Source organism: Plantibacter sp. Leaf1, assembly GCF_001421315.1.
Classification (GTDB): domain Bacteria; phylum Actinomycetota; class Actinomycetes; order Actinomycetales; family Microbacteriaceae; genus Plantibacter.
Map to the genome: position 1 here is coordinate 1,492,934 of NZ_LMJX01000002.1, position 20,320 is coordinate 1,513,253.

Annotated in this window: 18 protein-coding genes; 14 read left to right on the forward strand and 4 right to left on the reverse strand. The window is 70.1% G+C overall.

Features of this window, described 5'->3' with window-relative positions; translation table 11 throughout:
- Window positions 1-34 precede the first annotated feature (34 nt).
- A complete protein-coding gene (locus tag ASE44_RS09215; RefSeq protein ID WP_056008731.1) occupies window positions 35-739 on the reverse strand; it encodes a hypothetical protein in 705 nt (234 codons plus the stop codon).
- 181 nt (window positions 740-920) lie between these two features.
- The gene (locus ASE44_RS09220; RefSeq protein WP_056779148.1) at window positions 921-2,048 is read right to left on the reverse strand and encodes an alcohol dehydrogenase catalytic domain-containing protein; all 1,128 of its coding nucleotides are present in this window, start codon (window positions 2,046-2,048) and stop codon (window positions 921-923) included.
- A 188-nt stretch (window positions 2,049-2,236) separates the two neighbouring features.
- Between ASE44_RS09220 and ASE44_RS09225 the strand changes: the two genes are divergently transcribed.
- Window positions 2,237-3,373 (forward strand): alpha/beta hydrolase, encoded by a 1,137-nt coding sequence (locus tag ASE44_RS09225; RefSeq protein WP_056779152.1) that lies wholly within the window; start codon window positions 2,237-2,239, stop codon window positions 3,371-3,373.
- Between the two features lie 19 nt (window positions 3,374-3,392).
- Here the strand turns inward: ASE44_RS09225 and ASE44_RS09230 are convergent, their stop codons facing one another.
- Window positions 3,393-4,976, reverse strand: a complete 1,584-nt coding sequence (locus ASE44_RS09230; RefSeq protein ID WP_056779156.1) for a PucR family transcriptional regulator — start codon at window positions 4,974-4,976, stop codon at window positions 3,393-3,395.
- Between the two features lie 158 nt (window positions 4,977-5,134).
- On the opposite strand from ASE44_RS09230, the gene gabT reads away from it, so the two are divergent.
- The 13 genes from gabT (at window position 5,135) to ASE44_RS09295 (ending at window position 19,871) form a co-directional block, all read left to right on the forward strand.
- Window positions 5,135-6,499, forward strand: a complete 1,365-nt coding sequence (gabT, locus tag ASE44_RS09235) for a 4-aminobutyrate--2-oxoglutarate transaminase (protein WP_056779159.1) — start codon at window positions 5,135-5,137, stop codon at window positions 6,497-6,499.
- A gap of 178 nt (window positions 6,500-6,677) precedes the next feature.
- Entirely contained in the window at window positions 6,678-8,144 is a 1,467-nt protein-coding gene (locus ASE44_RS09240) for an NAD-dependent succinate-semialdehyde dehydrogenase (RefSeq protein ID WP_056779165.1), read from the forward strand.
- Window positions 8,145-8,399: 255 nt separating this feature from the next.
- A complete protein-coding gene (locus ASE44_RS09245; protein WP_056779169.1) occupies window positions 8,400-9,758 on the forward strand; it encodes an NAD(P)/FAD-dependent oxidoreductase in 1,359 nt (452 codons plus the stop codon).
- A gap of 119 nt (window positions 9,759-9,877) precedes the next feature.
- Window positions 9,878-10,774: a universal stress protein gene (locus ASE44_RS09250; protein ID WP_056008746.1), complete on the forward strand. Its 897-nt coding sequence runs from the start codon at window positions 9,878-9,880 to the stop codon at window positions 10,772-10,774.
- Window positions 10,771-12,348 carry an APC family permease gene (locus tag ASE44_RS09255; protein WP_056779171.1) on the forward strand — a complete coding sequence of 526 codons (1,578 nt, stop codon included), beginning with the start codon at window positions 10,771-10,773 and terminating at the stop codon, window positions 12,346-12,348. Before ASE44_RS09250 ends, ASE44_RS09255 begins: the two co-directional genes overlap by 4 nt.
- Before the next feature lie 104 nt (window positions 12,349-12,452).
- Window positions 12,453-12,713, forward strand: coding sequence for a phosphoribosylformylglycinamidine synthase subunit PurS (purS, locus tag ASE44_RS09260; RefSeq protein ID WP_056779175.1), 261 nt, complete (start codon window positions 12,453-12,455; stop codon window positions 12,711-12,713).
- Window positions 12,710-13,411, forward strand: coding sequence for a phosphoribosylformylglycinamidine synthase subunit PurQ (gene purQ, locus ASE44_RS09265; protein ID WP_056008754.1), 702 nt, complete (start codon window positions 12,710-12,712; stop codon window positions 13,409-13,411). The genes purS and purQ overlap by 4 nt, the downstream gene beginning before the upstream one ends.
- A gap of 109 nt (window positions 13,412-13,520) precedes the next feature.
- A complete protein-coding gene (locus tag ASE44_RS09270) occupies window positions 13,521-14,222 on the forward strand; it encodes a FadR/GntR family transcriptional regulator (protein WP_056779177.1) in 702 nt (233 codons plus the stop codon).
- A gap of 148 nt (window positions 14,223-14,370) precedes the next feature.
- Window positions 14,371-15,255, forward strand: coding sequence for an NAD(P)-dependent oxidoreductase (locus ASE44_RS09275; protein ID WP_157579837.1), 885 nt, complete (start codon window positions 14,371-14,373; stop codon window positions 15,253-15,255).
- 48 nt (window positions 15,256-15,303) lie between these two features.
- Window positions 15,304-16,638 carry an MFS transporter gene (locus ASE44_RS09280; protein ID WP_056779180.1) on the forward strand — a complete coding sequence of 445 codons (1,335 nt, stop codon included), beginning with the start codon at window positions 15,304-15,306 and terminating at the stop codon, window positions 16,636-16,638.
- A 72-nt stretch (window positions 16,639-16,710) separates the two neighbouring features.
- The gene (locus ASE44_RS09285) at window positions 16,711-17,604 is read left to right on the forward strand and encodes a transketolase (protein ID WP_056779182.1); all 894 of its coding nucleotides are present in this window, start codon (window positions 16,711-16,713) and stop codon (window positions 17,602-17,604) included.
- Entirely contained in the window at window positions 17,601-18,611 is a 1,011-nt protein-coding gene (locus tag ASE44_RS09290) for a transketolase family protein (RefSeq protein WP_056779183.1), read from the forward strand. Before ASE44_RS09285 ends, ASE44_RS09290 begins: the two co-directional genes overlap by 4 nt.
- Window positions 18,612-18,617: 6 nt before the next feature.
- On the forward strand, window positions 18,618-19,871 hold the full coding sequence (locus ASE44_RS09295; RefSeq protein WP_056779185.1) for a four-carbon acid sugar kinase family protein: 1,254 nt from the start codon (window positions 18,618-18,620) through the stop codon (window positions 19,869-19,871).
- Here ASE44_RS09295 and ASE44_RS09300 read toward each other — a convergent pair.
- Window positions 19,868-20,239 carry a helix-turn-helix domain-containing protein gene (locus tag ASE44_RS09300; protein WP_056779186.1) on the reverse strand — a complete coding sequence of 124 codons (372 nt, stop codon included), beginning with the start codon at window positions 20,237-20,239 and terminating at the stop codon, window positions 19,868-19,870. The genes ASE44_RS09295 and ASE44_RS09300 overlap by 4 nt on opposite strands.
- Window positions 20,240-20,320: the final 81 nt, after the last annotated feature.

The window sequence follows — 20,320 nt, forward strand, 5'->3', positions numbered from 1 at the left end:
CTCGACGACGCCAGCTCAGCTCAGCGCAGGCCGCTCAGAGCATCCGTCGACGGGCTCGGAGTCGCGCGCCGTCGGCCGCGATGGCCTGTGCGTCGGGCAGCGGCCCCTCCGGCACGATGACGCCCATGAGCTGGGCCGTCTTCTCGAGCGCGTCGCGCGCGTCGTCGGCAGCGAGCTGCGCCTCGACGAGGTCGCACTCGTCGTCGGCTCCCACCTCGCGTCGAGCCGCGCTGCGCTCCATCAGCTCGCGCTGCAACCGTTCGGCGGTGGCGTACATGCGGGTGAGCGTCCAGAGTGACGTCCAGGAGACGTCGTCGCTCAGGCCGATCAGGTGGTCGTTGAGCGGGTCGACCCAGCGCGACGGCTGGTGACCGCCGTCCAGCCGACGATGGTGGTTCCGCCGCTCGGCCCAGACGAGGAGGAGGACGGCGACGAGGATCACGCCGAGCAGTGCGCCGACGACGTCGAGTCCCGGGGCCCATTCCGGGTCGAAGCCGGGGAGTGAGACGGACCGGGTCTCGTCGTGGACGAGCATCCACTCCACGAGCACACCCACGGCCGCACCGACGATGAAGCCGACCAGAAGGAGGAACGTGCCGAGGAGGATGGTGATCCGACGTCGGAGCTGGTGGACGCGCTCCTGACCCGCGGTGAGCTCGCCTCGTTCCGCGAATGGATCCACGATCATGAGGCGGCCACCCACCCGGACCACACCGGGGTGGCGAGTCGTGACCGTCATGGCCCGAGGATACCCCACAAGGTGGGTGATCCGGGGCGTTTCGAGGCCCGGGATCGGCGGGAATCCGCGGAAAAGCCCGTGTGCTGGCCCCCGGAATGGGGGGCGCCCGAAGGGGTCACGTCGTGCGACGGCGATGGCCGGGCGGCGCACCGAGTCATGCGCGGCTCCGAGCGCTGGTGACTCAGGGCCGTACCCCGACCCGCGGGAACGCACCGGACGCGGCGGCGACGAGCGCCTCGTCGACGTCGTCCAGCGTGAACTCGGCACCGACGAGCTCGGCGAAGGGGTAGCGCCGCCAGGCACCGGTCAGGAAGTCGACCGCTCGCTGCAGGTCGCGCGGTCGGGAGTCGTGCACGCCGCGCACGGTCAGGAGACCGCGCACGATGCGTTCGGCGTCGATGCCGAGCGGCGCGCCGGGTGACTCGCTGCCCACGAGCACCGCGGTTCCGCCGATCGACAGCGCCCCGATCGCGGCGTCGATGCCGCTCACCTCACCGGACACCTCGAGGGCGACCGGGAACCCCTCGACACCAGCCGCGAGACGCGCGAGGTCGAGGTGCTCGGCCTCGCCGGCGGCCGGGTCCACGGTGGCGACCGCCCCGAAGCGCCCCGCGAGTGAGCGACGGGCCGGGTCCGGGTCGCTCACCACGACGCGCGCGCCGGCATCCGTCGCGATGGCCGTGACCGTGAGCCCGAGCATCCCCGCGCCGGTGACGAGGACCGCGGTTCCGGTCAGGTCGCGCCCGGCGGCGTCGAGTGCGGCGATCGCGGTGGCCGTTGCACAGGAGGCGGGTGCGAAGACGGCGGCGGGCGGCGTCTCCCCCACGATCACGATGGCCGTGCCCTCCAGGAGCTCGACGTGGGTCGCGAACCCACCGCTCAACTCCCACCCGCGGTGCACGCGGTCGTGTCCGTACGTGGCGCGTCGGCGGCAGGTCTGCTGGAGATCGGCCGAGCACCGGTCGCAGACGCCACAGCTCACGACGACCGACCACACGACGCGCATGCCGGCCACGAGGAGCGTGCCGTCCATCGCCGTCACCGGGCCGCCGACCGCGACGACACGACCGACCTGCTCATGCCCGAGGACGAGGGGCGTCGCCGCTTCACGGTGCCCCAGGACGGTGTGGACGTCGGAGCCGCACACCGTCGCGAGCTCCACCTCCACGAGCACGTCTCCCGACCCGAGGGTGACACCCGGGACCGCCATCGCCTGGTGACGCGTGCCGGGCCCCTGCCAGACCATGGCGACGGGCGACGGCCGGACGAAGACGTCCTTGCCGACGTGAGCGGTGAGCGTCGTGTGCATGGTTCCCCCGTTGCCGTCTCCGCCACGCTATGAGTGGCACCCGAACAGGGCCGGGACGCCCGGTGAACAGCAGGTGAACCAGCGGCGACGGATGCGACCGACCGCCTCAGCGCCACGGCTCGAACGCCTCGGGCCACCAGCCCTAGACTGCTGTGACCCACTGTCCCGATGAGAGCAGGCGAGCTGACATGCCCCTCGATCCGATCTTCGTGGAACGGGCGCGGACGCACCGTGCCTACCTCATCTCGAGTGCGCTCGAGCAGGCGAAGGCGTTCTTCCTCCGGCCGAAGACGACGACCGTGAAGCGGCCGCAGCCGACCCCGGGCACGACGCCGGAACCTGGTCGACCGAAGGCGACGGCGAAGGCGACGGCGTCGGCCACCACGGCGGCCCCTCGCCGGAAGAAGACCCGCAAGCAGCACCGCAAGGCTGCCCTCAACTGGGACAAGAAGGAACTCGCGACGGTCGGTGTGCCCGGCCCGGCCTTGCGCATCGAGGAGCACACCGTCCCCGTCACCGGGTTCCCCGACGTCCGTGTGCGGCTCTACTACCCGCCGGGCTCCGACGCCTGTACACCGGTGCCCGCCGTCCTGTCCTGCTTCGGTGGCGCGTTCCGGATCGGCGGCATCGACTACCCGACGACCGACGCGGGCTTCCGGCGGCGGGCGGCGGACGCGGGCGTCGTGATCGCGGCCGTCGACTACGCGCTCGCGCCGGAACACCGGTACCCGACGCAACTCGAGCAGGCCCACGCGGCGCTCGAGTGGCTCTTCACCGAGGCGACGACGCTCGGGGTCGACGCCGAACGCATCGCCGTGGCCGGGGTGTCGGCCGGCGGCAGCATCGCAGCGGCGCTCACCCTGCTGAATCGCGAGCGCGGCCGGCGCCCGATCCGTCTCCAACTGCTCGAGGTGCCCGTCACCGACCTCACCGGAGGCCACATCGACCTCCGACCCGTCCGGGAGATGGGCATACCGCGGTTCTTCGCGATCAAGGAGCTGCGGTCCGTGGCGAAGACGTACCTCCTCGACCGCCGTCAGGCGAAGGAGCCCCACGCGTCGCCGCTGCTCGCCCGTTCTCACGCCGACCTCCCGCGCGCGGTGATCCTCACGGCCGAATACGACCCGCTGCGCGGCGACGGTGCGGCCTACCTCGCCGCCCTCCGGGCCGACGGCGTCGATGCGAGTGGGGTGCTGTACCTCGGAGCGACCCACGACACGCCCATCTTCGGCGGGGTGCTGCCGGCCGCGCGCCGCTGGCACGACGACGTCGTCACCGCGCTCCGCTCGCTCCACGAGGAGCACCCGCCGGCTTCGGCCGAGTAGCCGACCGGACGTACGCTGGTCAGTCCCGCGCGCTGCCCGAGCCTGAGCCCGAGCCCGCATCGTCGAGACTCACGAGCGCGAGCCAGACCTCCGTCCGCGCCGCGAAGGTGTCGAGCGGGCGCTCCAGCAGCCGCTCCACCCTGGTGATCCGGTTCCGCAGCGTGTGCCGATGGATCCCGAGGCGTTTCGCGGCCGGATCCCACTGCCCGTTGGCCTCAAGCCACTGCCGGAGACTCTCGACGAGTACTGAGCCCTCCTCGCGGTCGGCGAGCATCACGGGCCCCAGGAGGTCCTCCGCGACCGGACGTGACCGTGCGGCGTCGAGGAGGCCGGTCATCCCACCGACCGCGAGCGCCCCGAACCGCTCGATCGACCGCCCCTCGGCCGCCGCCTGCGCGTGGGCCGACACCGCCTGGCCGACACCGAGGGCGAGGTCCGCGAGTCCGACCGCCCGGGACAGCCCGAGGTGACGGCCTGGCGTGCCGCCGAACAGCCCCTCGAGCACGGCGTCCGTGCCGGGCGTGTCGGAAGCGAGCAGGGACAGTCGGCCGTCGTGTTCCGCCACGAACAGGTCCCCGACGGCGAGCGCCGCGGCACGCTCGAGCTCGCTGAGCAACGCCTCCCGGCCGTCGTCGGCGGCGGTGGCCACGCCGACGCGGACGGCGCCCGACGGGAGGGGCGTCGCGAGTTCCTCGGCGACGGTTCTGGCGGCATCGGACTCACCGGCGAGCAGCAACCGCCAGACGCCGAGCCGTAACGCTCGACCGGCCCGTCCGAGCGCCCCGCCCTGTTCCAGGGTGAGGCCGGTGATCGCGACGACGGAGGTCACGACGCCCTGGGCAGCGGCGTCGAGCGGACCGTCGGCGCCGCCGATCGCGAGCACTCCGCGGAGGTCGCCGCGGCGGCCGAGCGTCTGCAGCGAGACCGTCCCGCTCGGGCTCGTGAACGTCGCCCCGGATCGCTGGCCGCGTCGGAGGAGCCCCTGCGCCTCCTCCGCGACCCGCTCGACGAGGCGGTCTCGGCCGCGGAGCCGCCCTCCGTCGGCAGCGGCGTCGGCGATGGTCGCGGCATGGGCGTCGAGCAGCACGACCCAGGCGCCGAGCGCGCGGGCGAGCTCGGTCACGACCGCGTGCGAGGCGTCCGGGCGGAGCGCCGCGAAGGCGATGGACCGCTGGGCGGCGAGGGCCCAGGCGTCCCGTTCCCGGTCGGCTTCGGCGATGAGGTCGGCGGCGTAGCGGATGACCGCGATGAAGGGTGTGCGGTAGGGCACCTCGAACAGCGGGACGCCGTGATCGGCACAGGCCTGGGCGAGTTCCGACGGCGGGCCGGCGGTGATGACCTCGGTGCCGAACCCGAGGGCGGCGACGCCCGCCGCGGCGAGGCGTGCCACGTACGCCTCCACCTGCGTGGCGGACACGGCCGTACCGAACTGGGTGCCGGTCGTCAGGACGATCTGGTCCGCGATCAGGAACGGGGTCGGGTCCGGGAGGTCGGAGCTCGACACCCACGCCACCGGACGCTCGAGCGATCCGGCCGTCCCGGCGACGACGAGTCGGAGACCGAGGGCGTGACGATCGAGGAGGTGCTGCAACGACGGGGCCATGGCGTGAGTCTACGTCGCGGTGCCAGTCCGTCCAATGGCGATGCTCGACATCGACGAACTGTCGAGTGTCCCGGGGATCGGCGCTGCCTAGCATGGCTGCATCACGAGCGGTCGACGTCGAGCAGCGGCGGCCGACCGCCAGATCGAACGGAGCATTGATGACGAGCATGAGCAGCGCCCCCACGACCGACGTCCTCGGCGGACCTGCACTCCCCCAGGAACGTCGTCTCGTCACCGCCATCCCCGGACCGATCTCCGAAGAACTCATGGCCAGGAAGCACGCCGCGGTGGCGTCCGGGGTCGGCACCACGATGCCCGTCTTCGCAGCGGGCGCCGGCGGCGGCGTCCTCGTCGACGTCGACGGCAACTCGCTCATCGACCTCGGATCCGGGATCGCCGTGACGGGTGTCGGCAACAGCAACCCACGCGTGGTCGAAGCGGTGACCCGTCAGCTGCAGGAGTTCACCCACACCTGCTTCACGATCACCCCGTACGACTCCTATGTCGAGGTCGCCGAAGCCCTGAACCGACTGACCCCCGGCGACCACGCGAAGCGCACGGCGCTGTTCAACTCCGGCGCGGAAGCCGTCGAGAACGCCGTGAAGATCGCTCGGAGCCACACGAAGAAGCAGGCGGTCGTCGCGTTCGACCACGCCTACCACGGCCGCACGAACCTCACGATGGCCCTCACCGCGAAGTCCATGCCGTACAAGAGCGGCTTCGGGCCGTTCGCCTCCGAGGTGTACCGCGCGCCACTCTCCTACCCGTTCCGTGACGGCGGGCTGTCCGGTGCCGAGGCGGCGCAGCGGGCGATCACGCAGATCGAGAAGCAGATCGGCGCGGACAACCTGGCCGCGATCATCATCGAACCCATCCAGGGCGAGGGTGGCTTCATCGTCCCGGCGGACGGCTTCCTCCCCGCCCTGCTCGACTGGGCCCGCGCGAACGACGTCGTCTTCATCGCCGACGAGGTGCAGACCGGGTTCGCCCGCACCGGCGCCATGTTCGCGTCCGAGCACTTCGGTGTCGTGCCGGACCTCATCATCACCGCCAAGGGCATCGCGGGCGGGCTGCCGCTCTCGGCCGTGACCGGACGTGCGGACATCATGGATGCCCCGCACGCCGGCGGTCTCGGCGGGACCTACGGCGGGAACCCGCTCGCCTGCGTCGCCGCGCTCGCCACCATCGAAGCGTACGAGGAGGAGGACCTCGCCGCTGCGGCCCGAGCGATCGAGACGCGCATCGTGGACCGGTTCACCGCCGCGCAAGCGACCGACCCGCGCATCGGCGACATCCGCGGACGCGGTGCCATGATGGCCGTCGAGTTCGTCGACCCGGCCACCGGCGAACCGGATGCGACGCTCACCGCGCGCGTCGCGAAAGCTTCGCACCAGGCCGGCGTGATCGTGCTCACCTGCGGCACCTACGGCAACGTGGTCCGGTTCCTCCCGCCGCTCACCATCCCACTCGAGCTGCTCGACGAGGGACTCGACGTCGTGCTTGAGGCACTCGCCACGAGCTGACGCCGCGCCCTTCGGCGAGCGGTCCCTGAGCCGGTCCGAAGGGCGGAACGGCACGAGCCCGCTCCCCAGCACCCCGGCGACTCCACGACATCGCAACCCCGCTCACCGAGCTTGTCGAGGGGCACGCACGCTGAAACACTGTCACCGACGCCATCGACCCCAGCAAGGAGCTCCACCCATGACCGATGCACGCGAAACCGAACTGCTCAGCAAGGTCCCGAGCGGCCTCTTCATCGGCGGCGTCTGGCGCGACGCGTCCGACGGTGGCACCCTCACGGTCACCGACCCGTCCACGGGCGACGTCATCAAGACCATCGCCGACGCCTCGGTCGCCGACGGCACCGCCGCGCTCGACGCCGCCGTCGCCGCGCAGGACGACTGGGCGGCGACCGCACCCCGTACGCGTTCGAACATCCTCAGGAAGGCGTTCGACCTCCTCCAGGAACGCCGGGACGAGTTCGCGCTGCTCATGACGCTCGAGATGGGCAAACCGCTCGCCGAGGCGAACGGCGAGGTCACCTACGGCGGCGAGTTCCTCCGCTGGTTCTCGGAAGAGGCCGTCCGCATCTCGGGCCGCTACGGCTCCAACCCCGAGGGCACCGGCATGATGACCGTCTCGCAGCACCCCGTCGGGCCCTGCTTCCTCATCACACCGTGGAACTTCCCCCTCGCGATGGCGACCCGCAAGATCGCACCGGCGCTCGCCGCCGGGTGCACCGTCGTCGTGAAGCCGGCGGAGCTCACCCCGCTGACGACCCTCTACTTCGTAAAGCTCCTCGAGGACGCCGGTCTCCCGGCGGGGGTCGTGAACGTCATCACCACGGCCAGCTCCTCGACCGTGTCCGCACCGATCATCGCCGACCCGCGCCTCCGGAAGCTCAGCTTCACCGGCTCGACGCCGGTGGGCCAGAAGCTCATCGAGCAGTCGGCGAAGAACGTCCTCCGCACCTCCATGGAACTCGGCGGCAACGCCCCGTTCGTGGTGTTCGAGGACGCCGACCTGGACAAGGCTGTGGACGGCGCGATGGCGGCGAAGTTCCGGAACATCGGACAGGCGTGCACCGCGGCGAACCGCTTCATCGTCCACCGCGACGTCGCCGATGAGTTCGCCAAGCGGGTCACCGAACGGGTGCGCGCGTTCCGTATCGGCCGCGGCACCGAGGACGGCGTGACCATCGGCCCGCTCATCGACGACCGCGCCGTCACGAAGGCGAAGACGCTCGTCGCCGACGCCGTTGGACGTGGCGCCCAGGTGCTCACCGGTGGCGAGGCGGTCGAGGGCGCCGGGACGTTCTTCCAGCCGACCGTCGTCACGGGTGTCGTCCCGGGGTCCGACATTCTCCGCGAGGAGATCTTCGGCCCGGTCCTCGCGATCGTCCCGTTCGACGACGAGGATGACGCCGTGCGCCTCGCGAACGACACCGAGTACGGCCTCGTCTCCTACGTCTTCACCACCGACCTCGCGCGCGGACAGCGCATGATCGGCAGGCTGGAGACCGGCATGATGGGCCTGAACGTCGGCGTCATCTCCAACGCGGCGGCGCCGTTCGGCGGGGTCAAGCAGTCCGGCATCGGCCGAGAGGGCGGGCTCGAGGGCATCCACGAGTACCTGTACCCGAAGTACACCATGACGCCCATCGAGTGACGGTCGCCACCACCCGCCCGGCGGACGACGACCGAAAGCGTCGCCGTCCGTCGGATCGACCGTCGAGATCGACACCGACGGTTCCATCCGACGGCGCGAACCGCCATACTCGACTATCGACGCGGATCCCGACCGGCTGGCCCACCCGAGCGTCCCGGTCCCCGAGCACCACCCCGGTCCACCCGCACCACCCGATCCCCGAGCACCACCCCGGTCCCTGAGCTTGTCGCAGGGCCACGAACAGGAAGACACCTCATGAGTGCTATCGAACGCGACGTCGTCATCATCGGCGCCGGGGCCTCCGGGCTCACCGCCGCCACCAAGCTCCGCGCAGCCGGCCTGTCCGTCGCCGTCCTCGAGGCTCGCGACCGCGTGGGTGGCCGCCTGTGGACGAACCACATCGACGGCGCGATGCTCGAGCTCGGCGGGCAGTGGGTCTCCCCCGACCAGACGGCGCTCCTCGCGACGCTCGACGAGCTGGGACTCGACACCTACTCCCGCTACCGCGAGGGCGACAGCGTCTACGTCAACGCCGACGGCGTGCGCACCCGCTTCACGGGCGACATCTTCCCCGTGGCCGAGTCGACGGCCGCCGAGATGGAGCGACTGATCACCCTCCTCGACGAGCTCGTGGAACAGGTCGGGGTCACCGAGCCGTGGGCGCACGAGCAGGCGACCGAGTACGACCGCATCTCCTGGAGCGCCTGGTTGGCGGAGCAGACGGACGACGTCGAGGCGCGCGACAACATCGCCCTGTTCATCGCGGCTGCGATGCTCACGAAGCCCTCGCACTCCTTCTCGCTGCTGCAGGCACTGCTCATGGCGGCGTCGGCGGGTAGCTTCACCCACCTCGTCGAGGCGGACTTCATCCTCGACAAGCGGGTCGTCGGCGGCCTGCAGCAGGTCCCGATCAAGCTCGCCGAGGCCCTCGGCGACGACGTCCACCTGTCCTCCCCCGTCCGACGACTCGAGTGGTCCGACGCCGGCGTCTCCGCCGAGGCCGACAAGGTGACGGTGAACGCCCGCTACGCCATCGTCGCGGTCCCGCCGAACCTGTACTCGCGGATCGACTTCCAGCCGCCGCTGCCGCGACTCAGCCACCAGATGCACCAGCACATGTCGCTCGGTCTCGTCATCAAGGTGCACGCGGTGTACGAGACGCCGTTCTGGCGCGAGGACGGGCTCTCCGCGACCGCGTTCAGCCCGTACGAGCTCGTCCACGAGGCGTACGACAACACCAACCACGAGGACCCACGCGGCACCCTCGTCGGGTTCGTCTCGGACGAACGCGCAGACGAGGTCTTCAAGCTGAGCGCCGAGGAGCGCCGGGAGCGCATCCTCACCTCGCTCTCCCACTACTACGGCGAGCAGGCACTGTCGCCCGTCGTGTACTACGAGAGCGACTGGGGCAGCGAGGAGTGGACCCGCGGCGCATACGCGGCCAGCTTCGACCTGGGCGGCCTGTCGCGATACGGCGCCATGCAGTCAACGCCCGTCGGACCGATCTTCTGGTCGACGAGCGACCTCGCGGCCGAGGGCTACCAGCACGTCGACGGCGCGATCCGCAAGGGCGCCGACACCGCCGCAGCGATCATCGCCCGGCACCAGGCGTAGCGTCTCCCGGTCCCTGACCTTGTCGAAGGGCCACCCCCGTCGATACCCTGCACCAACGAAACACCCGCACACCGCCGTGCAGTCCGGCACCTTCGCACCCGATCGAAAGCGAACACCAGATGAGATACATCGTCGGCTACACAGACACTCCGGCCGGTCGCGATGCGCTCGCGCTCGGCATCAGGATCGCGAGGACGACGGGCGCCCGTCTCGACATCGTCCTCGTGCTCGCCAACGAGGAGCGGCCGACGATCACACCGGCCGACCCCGGTTATGAGCGGTTCCTGCGCGAGACCGCCGAACGCTGGCTCGCGGAGGCCTTGGCCGCCGTCCCGTCCGACGTCATGGCGAAGACCCACCTGGTCTACGACGAGTCGTTCGCGGAGGGGCTGCTGGAGGCCTCCCGCATCCTCGAGGGCGGTCTCATCATCATCGGTGCGGCTCGCGGCGGGCTCCTCGGGCGCTTCACCCTCGGCAGCGTCGCGAACACGCTCCTCCACTCCGCGGTCGTGCCGGTCGCCCTCGCACCGGTCGGGAGCCGCGACCTCCTCGAGGCGCAGCCCACCGGCGGCACGGTGAGCCGCATCACCTGCGCCATCGGCACCAGGGCCGGCGCACACCAACTGCTCGACGCCGCTATCGTCGTCGCGAAGAACGCGGTCATCCCGCTCCGCCTCGTGTCACTCGTCGCCCTCGACCAGCCGGAGGGCGCCGAGCACCCCGAGGCGACCACCCGGGCCGAGGCCCATGCGGCCGAGGTGCTCGCGTACGCGACCGAGCACCTGCCGTCCGACGTCGACGTCACCACGGAGATCGCCTCGGGCACCCGCATCGAGGACGCCGTCGCCGGTCTCGACTGGAAGCCGGCGGAGATCGTCCTCGTCGGCTCCAGCCGACTCGCCACCCCGAAGCACCTCTTCCTCGGCTCCACCGCAGCGAAGATGCTGCGCGAGCTCCCCGTACCCATGGTGGTCGTGCCCCGCGACTCCGTGCTGACCCTCGGAGACCCGACATGACTCCTCCCGAATCCACCCCGGCGCGCGACGTCGCCCACCCCGAGACGACGGCGACCGGCGCCCTCTCCAAGAAGGGACTCGGCGCCGGGACCGTCGGCCTCGTCGGCGCGATCGTCATCGGCATCTCGTGCATCGCGCCCGCGTACACCCTCACCGGGGCGCTCGGCCCGACGGTCGCGGAGGTCGGCACCCATGTGCCCGCGATCTTCCTCGTCGGCTTCATCCCGATGCTGCTCGTCGCCTTCGGCTATCGCGAACTCAACAGCCGCATGCCGGACTCCGGCACCTCGTTCACGTGGGCGACCCGCGCCTTCGGTCCCTGGGTCGGGTGGATGGCCGGGTGGGGCCTCATCGCAGCGACGATCGTCGTGCTCTCCAACCTCGCCGGCATCGCCGTCGACTTCTTCTACCTGATGCTGTCGCAGATCTTCCAGAACCCCGACATCGCCGGCCTGACGTCGAACCCGTTCATCAACGTGATCACGTGTCTCGCGTTCATGCTCGGGGCGACGCTCATCTCCTACCGCGACATGCAGACGACGCAGAAACTCCAGTACGTGCTCGTCGGCTTCCAGCTCCTCGTCATGGTGCTGTTCGGCATCGTCGCGTTCGCGCACGTCGCGGGCGGCGACGCGTTCGACGCCCTGCCGATCTCGCTCGACTGGTTCAACCCCTTCGCGGTCGGCTCGTTCAGCGCGTTCGCCGCCGGCCTGTCGCTCTCCATCTTCATCTTCTGGGGTTGGGACGTCACCTTGACGATGAGCGAGGAGACGAAGGGGTCGAGCTCGACGCCCGGCAAGGCGGCCACCGCCACCGTCGTCATCATCGTCGTCCTGTACCTGTTCCTGTCGGTCGCCCTCATCAACTACGCGGGTGTCGGCGACGGCGAGTTCGGACTCGGCAACGAGGACATCCAGGGCAACGTGTTCTTCTCGCTCGCCGGTCCCATCCTCGGCCCGTTGGCGGTCCTCGTGTCGATCGCCGTGCTGTCGTCCTCGGCGGCCTCCCTGCAGTCGACCTTCGTCTCGCCGGCGCGTACCCTGCTCGCCATGGGCCACTACGGCGCCCTGTCGCCGAAGTTCTCCAAGGTGCACCCGAAGTTCTTCACGCCCGGCTACGCGACAATCGTCTCGAGTGTCGTCGCGTCGGTGTTCTACGCGGTCATGCGCTTCATCTCGGAGGACGTGCTCTGGGACACGATCACCACGCTCGGCATGATGATCTGCTTCTACTACGGACTCACCGCGTTCGCGTGCGTCTGGTACTTCCGGAAGCAGTGGTTCTCGAGCGTGCGGAACTGCTTCTTCCAGTTCGTCGCCCCGCTCCTCGGTGGACTCATCCTGGGGGTGCTGTTCTTCACGACGATCATCGAGAGCGCCGACCCGTCCTACGGTTCGGGGTCGAACATCGGTGGTGTCGGCCTCGTGTTCATCCTCGGCATGATCATCATCGTGGCGGGCATCGTCATCATGCTCATCCAGGCGAAGCTCCGGCCCGACTTCTTCCGCAACAAGACCCTCGCACGCGGCATCGCGGGCGACGCGAACGAGGCGGACGCCGCACTGCCCGAGTGACCGATCGAGCCCGACACCCGTCCGACGCATCGCATCGGACGGGTGTCGTTCGCTCGACGCTAGACTGTTCGCATCCCCGCCGCGTCGCAACGAAAGAGACCTCCGTGCCGACCATCGTCGTAGAAGTCATGCCGAAAGCCGAACTGCTGGACCCCCAGGGCAAGGCCGTCGCCGGCGCCCTCGCGCGTCTCGGCAAGAGCGAGTTCACCGATGTCCGCATCGGGAAGCGCTTCGAGCTGACGGTCGAGGGCCCCATCACCGACGCGACGCGCGCGACCGTGCAGCAGATCGCCGACGACATCCTGTCGAACGCCGTGATCGAGGACGTCGTGGCGATCCACTACCCCGAGGGCTCCGAGGCATGACCACCCGCGTCGGCGTCATCACCTTCCCGGGCTCGCTCGACGATCGCGACGCCCAGCGCGCCGTCCGCATGGCCGACGCGGAGCCCGTCGCGCTCTGGCACGGCGACCACGACCTCAAGGGTGTCGACGCGGTGATCCTCCCCGGCGGGTTCAGCTACGGCGACTACCTGCGGGCCGGCGCGATCGCCGCCGTGTCGCCGATCATGACGGAACTCAAGGAGGCGGCCGCCAAGGGCATGCCCATCCTCGGGATCTGCAACGGCTTCCAGATGCTCGTCGAGGCGCACCTGCTGCCCGGCGGCCTCATCCGGAACGCCCACCAGCAGTTCATCCGTCGAGACCAGCTGCTCACGGTCGAGAACGCCGACACCGCTTGGACCCACCAGTTCTCGAAGGGGCAGGAGATCACGATCCCCCTGAAGAACGCGGACGGTGGCTACATCGCCGACGCCGAGACGCTCAAGCGCGTCGAGGGCGAAGGGCTCGTCGCGTTCCGCTACGCGGGCGTCAACCCGAACGGCTCGCTCGACGACATCGCCGGCCTCACGAACCCGGCCGGCAACGTGGTGGGGCTCATGCCGCACCCCGAGCACGCCATCGAGCCGGGCTTCGGGCCCGACACCCCGCTCGCCATGCGTTCCGGCGTCGACGGCCTCGCCTTCTTCACCAGCGCGGTGCAGGCCCTGCAGGCCGTCTAGCCCGTTCGTTCACCCATTCTTGGGCGAGGGAGCGTTCGGTAGCCCAAACTTGGGCGAACGAACGCACCGGCTACGATCGAAGCTGGTCGGACCAATCGAGGGGGCGGATGTGGCTGAACCGCTCGAGGCGCTCGTGAGCCGCCTCATCGAGCTCTCCACCCCGGAGCCGGACACGACGGCGAGACGGCTCCCTCCGGAGCGCGAACTCGGCGAGGCACTGGAGATGAGCCGCGGCGCGCTCCGCGAACAGCTCGCCGTGCTGGAGCGACTGGGCTTCCTGTATCGGACGCAGGGACGCGGCACCTACCTGGACGCCCCCGGCGACGACTTCGTCCGGAGCTGGTTCACGATCTCCCGCCAGCTCGGCCATCTGACGGACCAGCAGTTCGCCCGCTCGCGGATGCTCCTCGAGGAGACCGTCGCGGAGGCCGCGGCCAGCCTGGTGACCGATGAACAGATCGCCCTCCTCCGCTCCGACGTCGACCGGATGATCGAGGCAACGCGAGCTGGTGACCATGAGGACGCCCTCGAGGCGGACGTGACGTTCCACAGCCGCTTGAACGCGATCGTCGACGATCCGATCTTCCGGCTCATGCACGAGGGCTTCAGCCACGTCCTCCGCGAGGCGATCCGCACCAGGCGGCTGCAGGCCATCGCCGTCGAGGAGCCCGACGAACACGGCGTCCGCAACACCGACAGCGTCCACTACGCCGTCGTCGACGCCCTTGTCTCCCGCGATCCCGAAGCCGCGCGCCGAGCCATGCACCAGCACTTCGTCGATTGGCTGCGGCTCGGCGTCGACGCGCACTGACCGTTGCGGCCCCACGCCTGGACGACCGTGCGGCCTCACCATTGGTCCAACCAATGCTTGACAAGCGCGAGAGGGGCTCCGTAGGATCGTCCGCAGCAGATTGGTTCAACCAATCATCCGCTCACCCCGCGCACCGATGGAGGACGCCATGGCGACGACGCCACAGCCCGCAACCACGCTCACCTTCGTCGGCATCGGCGCGATCGGGCTCCCGATGGCCGCCCAGCTCGTGGCCGCCGGCCACCGCGTCACAGGCGTCGACCCGTTCCCCGCAGCGCACGAGCGCGCCTCCGCCGTCGGCGTCGACGCCGTGTCCTCGATCGCTGAAGCACCCCGGGCCGAGGTCGTCATCGTCATGGTGGCGACCCCGGACCAGCTCTCGACCCTCGTCGACCAGGCGCTCGAGGCCACGGACGTCGCCGGACAGACCTGGGTGGTCATGAGCACGGTCGGCCCCGCGTCCGTCGCCGAGCAGGGCGCCCGCCTCGCCGGAGCCGGGGCAGCCGTCGTCGACGCGCCGGTCACCGGCGGCGTCGCCCGGGCCCGTACCGGCGAACTGACCCTCTTCGTGTCCGGCCCCACCGCGGCGACCGACGCTGTGTCGGGCGTGCTCGGGGCGCTCGGCGCCGTCCGGATCGTCGGCGAGGCCGTCGGCGACGGTCAGGGCATTAAGGTGGTCAACCAGCACCTCTGCGCCGTGCACATCGTCGCGGCCGCCGAAGCGCTCGCCCTCGCCGAATCGCTCGGCCTCGACCCGGCGACCGTCCTCCCCCTGGTCGAGTCCGGCGCCGCGGCGTCTTGGATGCTCTCCGACCGCGGGCCGCGGATGCTGCAGGGCACCGACGTCGAGGTCACGAGCCAGATCAACATCTTCGTCAAGGACGCCGGACTCGTGGCCGATGCGGCGAGCGCTGCGGGGGCGTCGACGCCCGTCCTCGACGCCGCCCGCGCGCGGTACCTGGCCGCGGCCGAAGCCGGCCTGGGCACCCGCGACGACTCCCGCGTGATCGAGACCTACCGCCAGAGCATCTGAGCGTCGCACGACCGCACGACCCCGCACCATTCGTTCAAGGAGGAACCCATGGCACACCCCACCCCAGCACCGGCTCCGGCTCCGGTGAAGGACAACCCGATCAAGGTCTCGACGGCCTCCATGATCGGGACGGCCGTCGAGAGCTACGACTTCTTCATCTACGGCACCGCAGCGGCCGCCTACTTCGGCACGGCCTTCTTCCACGCGGAGAACGCCTTCGTCGGTGTCCTCGCGAGCTTCGCGACCCTGGCGATCGGCTTCCTCTTCCGTCCGCTCGGCGGCTACCTCGCGGGCCACTTCGGTGACCGGATCGGCCGCAAGACCATCCTCATCTGGGCGCTGTCGATCATGGGCGTCGCGACGTTCCTCATCGGTGTCCTCCCGACCTACGCGTCCGTCGGTGTCCTCGCGCCGATCCTCCTGATCGTTCTGCGCGCGGTGCAGGGCATCGGATACGGCGCCGAGTGGGGCGGCGCCGTCCTGATGGCGGTCGAGCACGCTCCCCTCCGCCGTCGCGGGTTCTTCGGCGCGGTCCCGCAGATCGGCATCCCCGCCGGCCTGCTGCTCGCGAACGGTTCCTTCCTCCTGAGCGCCGCATTGTTCGAGGGCGACTGGGTGTGGAGGGTGCCGTTCCTGTTCTCCATCGTGATGGTCGCCATCGGCCTCTGGATCCGCCTCGGCATCCACGAGTCGCCCGACTTCGAGCAGATGAAGGCCGCCGGCGAGATCCACAAGCGCCCCGCGGTACAGGTCATCAAGCAGGACTGGCGGATCATCCTGCGGATCATCGGCCTGCGTCTCGCCGAGACCGGCGGCTACTACATCACGACGAGCTTCGCCCTGTCGTATGTCGTCCTCGCCGGTGTCTCCGACAAGCAGTACGTCCTGTACGGCACGCTCGTCGGCTCGGCGCTCGGCCTCGGGACGCACCTCGCCTACGGCGCGCTCAGCGACCGTATCGGCCGTCGGAACGTCTTCCTCATCGGCTCGATCTTCACGATCCTGTTCGGCATCCCGATGTTCCTGCTCATCAACACGGGCGCGGTCATCATGATCATCGTCGCCGTCACCCTGAGCCTGATCCTGAGCCACGACCCGATCTTCGCCGTTGAGGGGTCCTGGTTCGCCGAGCAGTTCGACCGCAACGTTCGTTCGTCGGGCATCTCGCTCGGCTACAACGGTGCGAGCGTCATCGCGGGCCTCCTGCCCTTCATCGCGACTGCTCTCTACGGCTGGATCGGTTGGATCGGCCCCGCTGTGCTCCTCAGCGCACTCGGGATCGTCTCCACCCTCTGCGCGCTCACCGCCCGCGAGACCGCGCCCATCAAGACGGGGCAGCTGTCCCGACCGGACGGCCGTCAGGCCGAGCTCCTCCGCCGCTGATCCCGCTCCACGATCCACCGGGTGGTGGCGGGCGACCGACGCCGTCACCACCCGATCCGGAAGGAACCCCGCATGACCTCCACCATCACCAGCGCGGTCGACCAGACCGCGACCCGCTCGTCGCGAAGCGCCGCCGTCGCGGCGGCCGCTTACCGCATCCGTCACCACATCCTCGACATGGGCGAGGTGCAGGGCCAGGGTTACGTCGGCCAGGGACTCGGCGCCGCCGACATCCTCGCCACCGCCTACGCCGACCTCCTGCGGCTCCGCCCGTCCGACCCGCACTGGGAGGGTCGCGACCGCTTCCTGCTGTCGACCGGTCACTACGCGATCGGCCTGTACGCGGCGCTCGCCGAAGCGGGAGTCGTCCCGGTCGAGGAACTGGAGACCTACGGTTCCGACGACTCCCGCCTCCCGATGTCCGGCATGGCCAGCTACACCCCCGGCATGGAGATCTCCGGCGGTTCCCTCGGCCACGGGCTGGGCGTCGCTGTGGGCATGGCCCTCGGCCTCCGTCTGCAGGGGAACGACGCCCGCGTCGTGAACTTCCTGTCCGACGGTGAACTCGACGAAGGGTCCACCTGGGAGGCCGCGATGGGCGCGCACCACCACCGCCTCGGCAACCTCCTGGCCTTCGTCGACATGAACGCTCTGCAGGCGGACGGCCCCACGGCCAGCGTCCTCAGCATCGAACCGGCCCACGAGAAATGGGCGTCGTTCGGCTGGTTCACCCAGCGCGTCGACGGCAACGACGTCGACGCCCTGCTGACGGCCGTCGACCGGGCGACCGCGGTCTCCGCCGCCGACGGCACCCCGGCCGTGATCCTCTGCGACACCCTCGTCGGACGCGGCGTACCACTGCTCGAGCAGCGGGAGAAGGCGCACTTCATGAAGATCGACGAACACGAGTGGCAGCTGTGCCGCGACCAACTGACCGCAGGATTCGACGGGACGGACCAGGCATGAGCACCACGATCACGACCCCGAGGCTCAAGACGTCCGCGATGATCGCGTCGTTCGCCGACCCCGGTCAGCGCACCTCGCCTGCGCCCTTCGGACACGCGCTCGCGAAGCTCGCCGAGACGGACCCCCGCGTCGTCGGCCTGTCCGCCGACCTCAGCAAGTACACCGACATGCACGTCTTCGCGAAGGCCCACCCGGAGCGCTTCTTCCAGATGGGGATGGCCGAGCAGTTGCTGTACGGCACCGCCGCCGGCATGGCGGAGACGGGTCTCGTCCCCTTCGCGTCGACCTACTCCGTCTTCGCCGCCCGTCGGGCGTACGACTTCATCTGCCTCGACATCGCCGAGCCGAACCTCAACGTCAACATCGTGGGCGGGCTCCCTGGACTCACGACGGGGTACGGACCCAGCCACCAGGCGACCGAGGACGTCGCGATCTTCCGCGGCATGCCGAACCTCACGATCGTCGACCCGTGCGACGCCCTCGACATCGAGCAGGCCGTCCCGCAGCTCGCCGCCCATGAAGGCCCGACCTACCTCCGACTGCTCCGAGGGAACGTCCCGATGGTCCTCGACGAATACGACTACACCTTCGAGCTCGGTCAGGCGAAAGTCCTCCGACCCGGTGCCGACGTCGTGCTCATCTCCAGCGGGCTCATGACGATGCGGGCCCTGCAGGCGGCGGAGGCGCTCGCGGCACATCATCTCGATGTCTCGGTCGTCCACACGCCGACGATCAAGCCGTTCGACGAGGCGACGGTCCTCGCCGAGATCGATACGCCGCGCCTTGCGGTGACCCTCGAGAACCACACCGTCGTCGGTGGGCTGTTCGAGACGGTCGCGAGCGCGGTCGTGCGCCGCGGGCTCGGGAAGCGGGTCGTCCCGATCGGCCTCCCCGACGCGTTCCTCGACGCCGGGGCGCTCCCGACCCTTCACGAACGCTACGGACTCGCGACGACCAGTATCGTCGATCGCGTACTCACCGAACTCCGTCGCGACGACACCGCTTAGGACGCCATGAAGACCCTCATCCTCGACGACGACCCCACGGGCACGCAGTCGGCGTCCGGCGTCGACGTCCTACTGGAGTGGGACGCCGACCTCCTGGAGACCGCGCTCGGCTCTGCCGACGCCGTCTACCTGCTCACCAACACCCGTGCCGTCCCGGAGGACGAGGCCGTGGCGCTCCTGGAACGCACCCGTGACCAGGCGGCGGAGGCCGGTCGTCGTCTGGGAGAACGTATCCATGTCGTGCTCCGCGGCGACTCGACCCTGCGCGGGCACGTGTTCCCCGAGACCGCCGTCTTCACCGGAGACCGCAGCGTCATCGTGTTCGTCCCGGCCTTCCCGGAGGGTGGGCGCACGACGATCGACGGCACCCACTACGTCCGGATCGGTGACGAGACACTGCCCGCCCACGAGACGGAGTACGCCCAGGACCCCGTGTTCCCGTTCCGCTCGGGACATCTGCCGGACTATGTGCGCGAACAGTCCGGGCGGGAGGCCACCCACTTCGATCTTGCGGGTCTCCGCGACGGCGCCGCCGAGTTCCGAGCAGCCCTCCGTGATGCCGTTCCCGGAACGGTGCTCCTTCCGGACGCGGAGACCGGAGACGACGTCCGGATCATCGCCCAGGCCATCACGGCAGCCTGGGCCGACGGAGCCGACGTGGTCGTCCGGTCCGCGTCACCCCTCGCCGCGGCCATCGCGGGGGTCGAGAGCGACGGCCTGCTCCCCTCGCCGCTCGTGGCGGAGCCGGTCGCCGTGCTCCTCGTCTGCGGCTCCCACACCATCGGTGCGACGCGACAGCTCGCGCCCGTCGAGGCGGCGTTCGGCCCCGCCGAGATCGTCCCCACGAGCGACGCCCTCCAGGATGCGGTCGCCACCGGACGGGCGGTGGCGGAGGTCGCTCGACCGAGACTCGCCGCGACGGGGTTCGCCGCCATCTCGTCGGAGCGGGAACGGGACGCCTCGCACAACACGCTCGACCACGGCGAGCGCGTGATGATCGCGTTGACGTCGGCGACCGCTGCGCTCCGACGATCGGTGGAGGTCGTCGTGTCGAAGGGCGGCATCACCTCAGCCGAGGTCGCCCGGGTCGGACTCGGTGCACGGCGCGCACGGGTGCTCGGCCAGGTGTTGCCGGGAGTGAGCATCTGGAGCGTGGTCACCCCGGAGGACGAGGAGAAGCTCTACGTCGTCGTGCCGGGCAACGTCGGCGATCCGTCGACCCTCGTCGACGTCCTTGCGGCGCTCGGCCGGACCGCCTAGCGACCGAGGATCTCCGACGCGTTCCCGTCGATCCACGCCATGAGCGGCATCAGGTGCTCGTTGAGGTCCCGGCCCCGATCGCTCAGGCTGTATTCGACCCGGGGCGGGATCTCGGGGTGGGCGACCCGGACGACGAGTCCGTCCTCCTCGAGGGTCCGCAGGGTCTGCGCGAGCATCTTCTCGCTGATGCCCTGGACCACTCGCCGGAGCTCACCCCAGCGGTGGGTGCCGTCGGACAGGGCGAGCAGGACGAGCACGCCCCACTTGCTCGTGACGTGGTCGAGCACCGTGCGCGACGGGCATGCCGCGGGCAGGACGCCGTCGGTGAATCCCGGGCGTCTTCCCAGCTGGACGGTTCCGCTTGTCATGGCTCATTCCTTACGTCGAAGACAGTAGCTTACCTGAAAGTGGGTACTGCAGATCGGGAAGTAATGTGATGACGAGCGGGT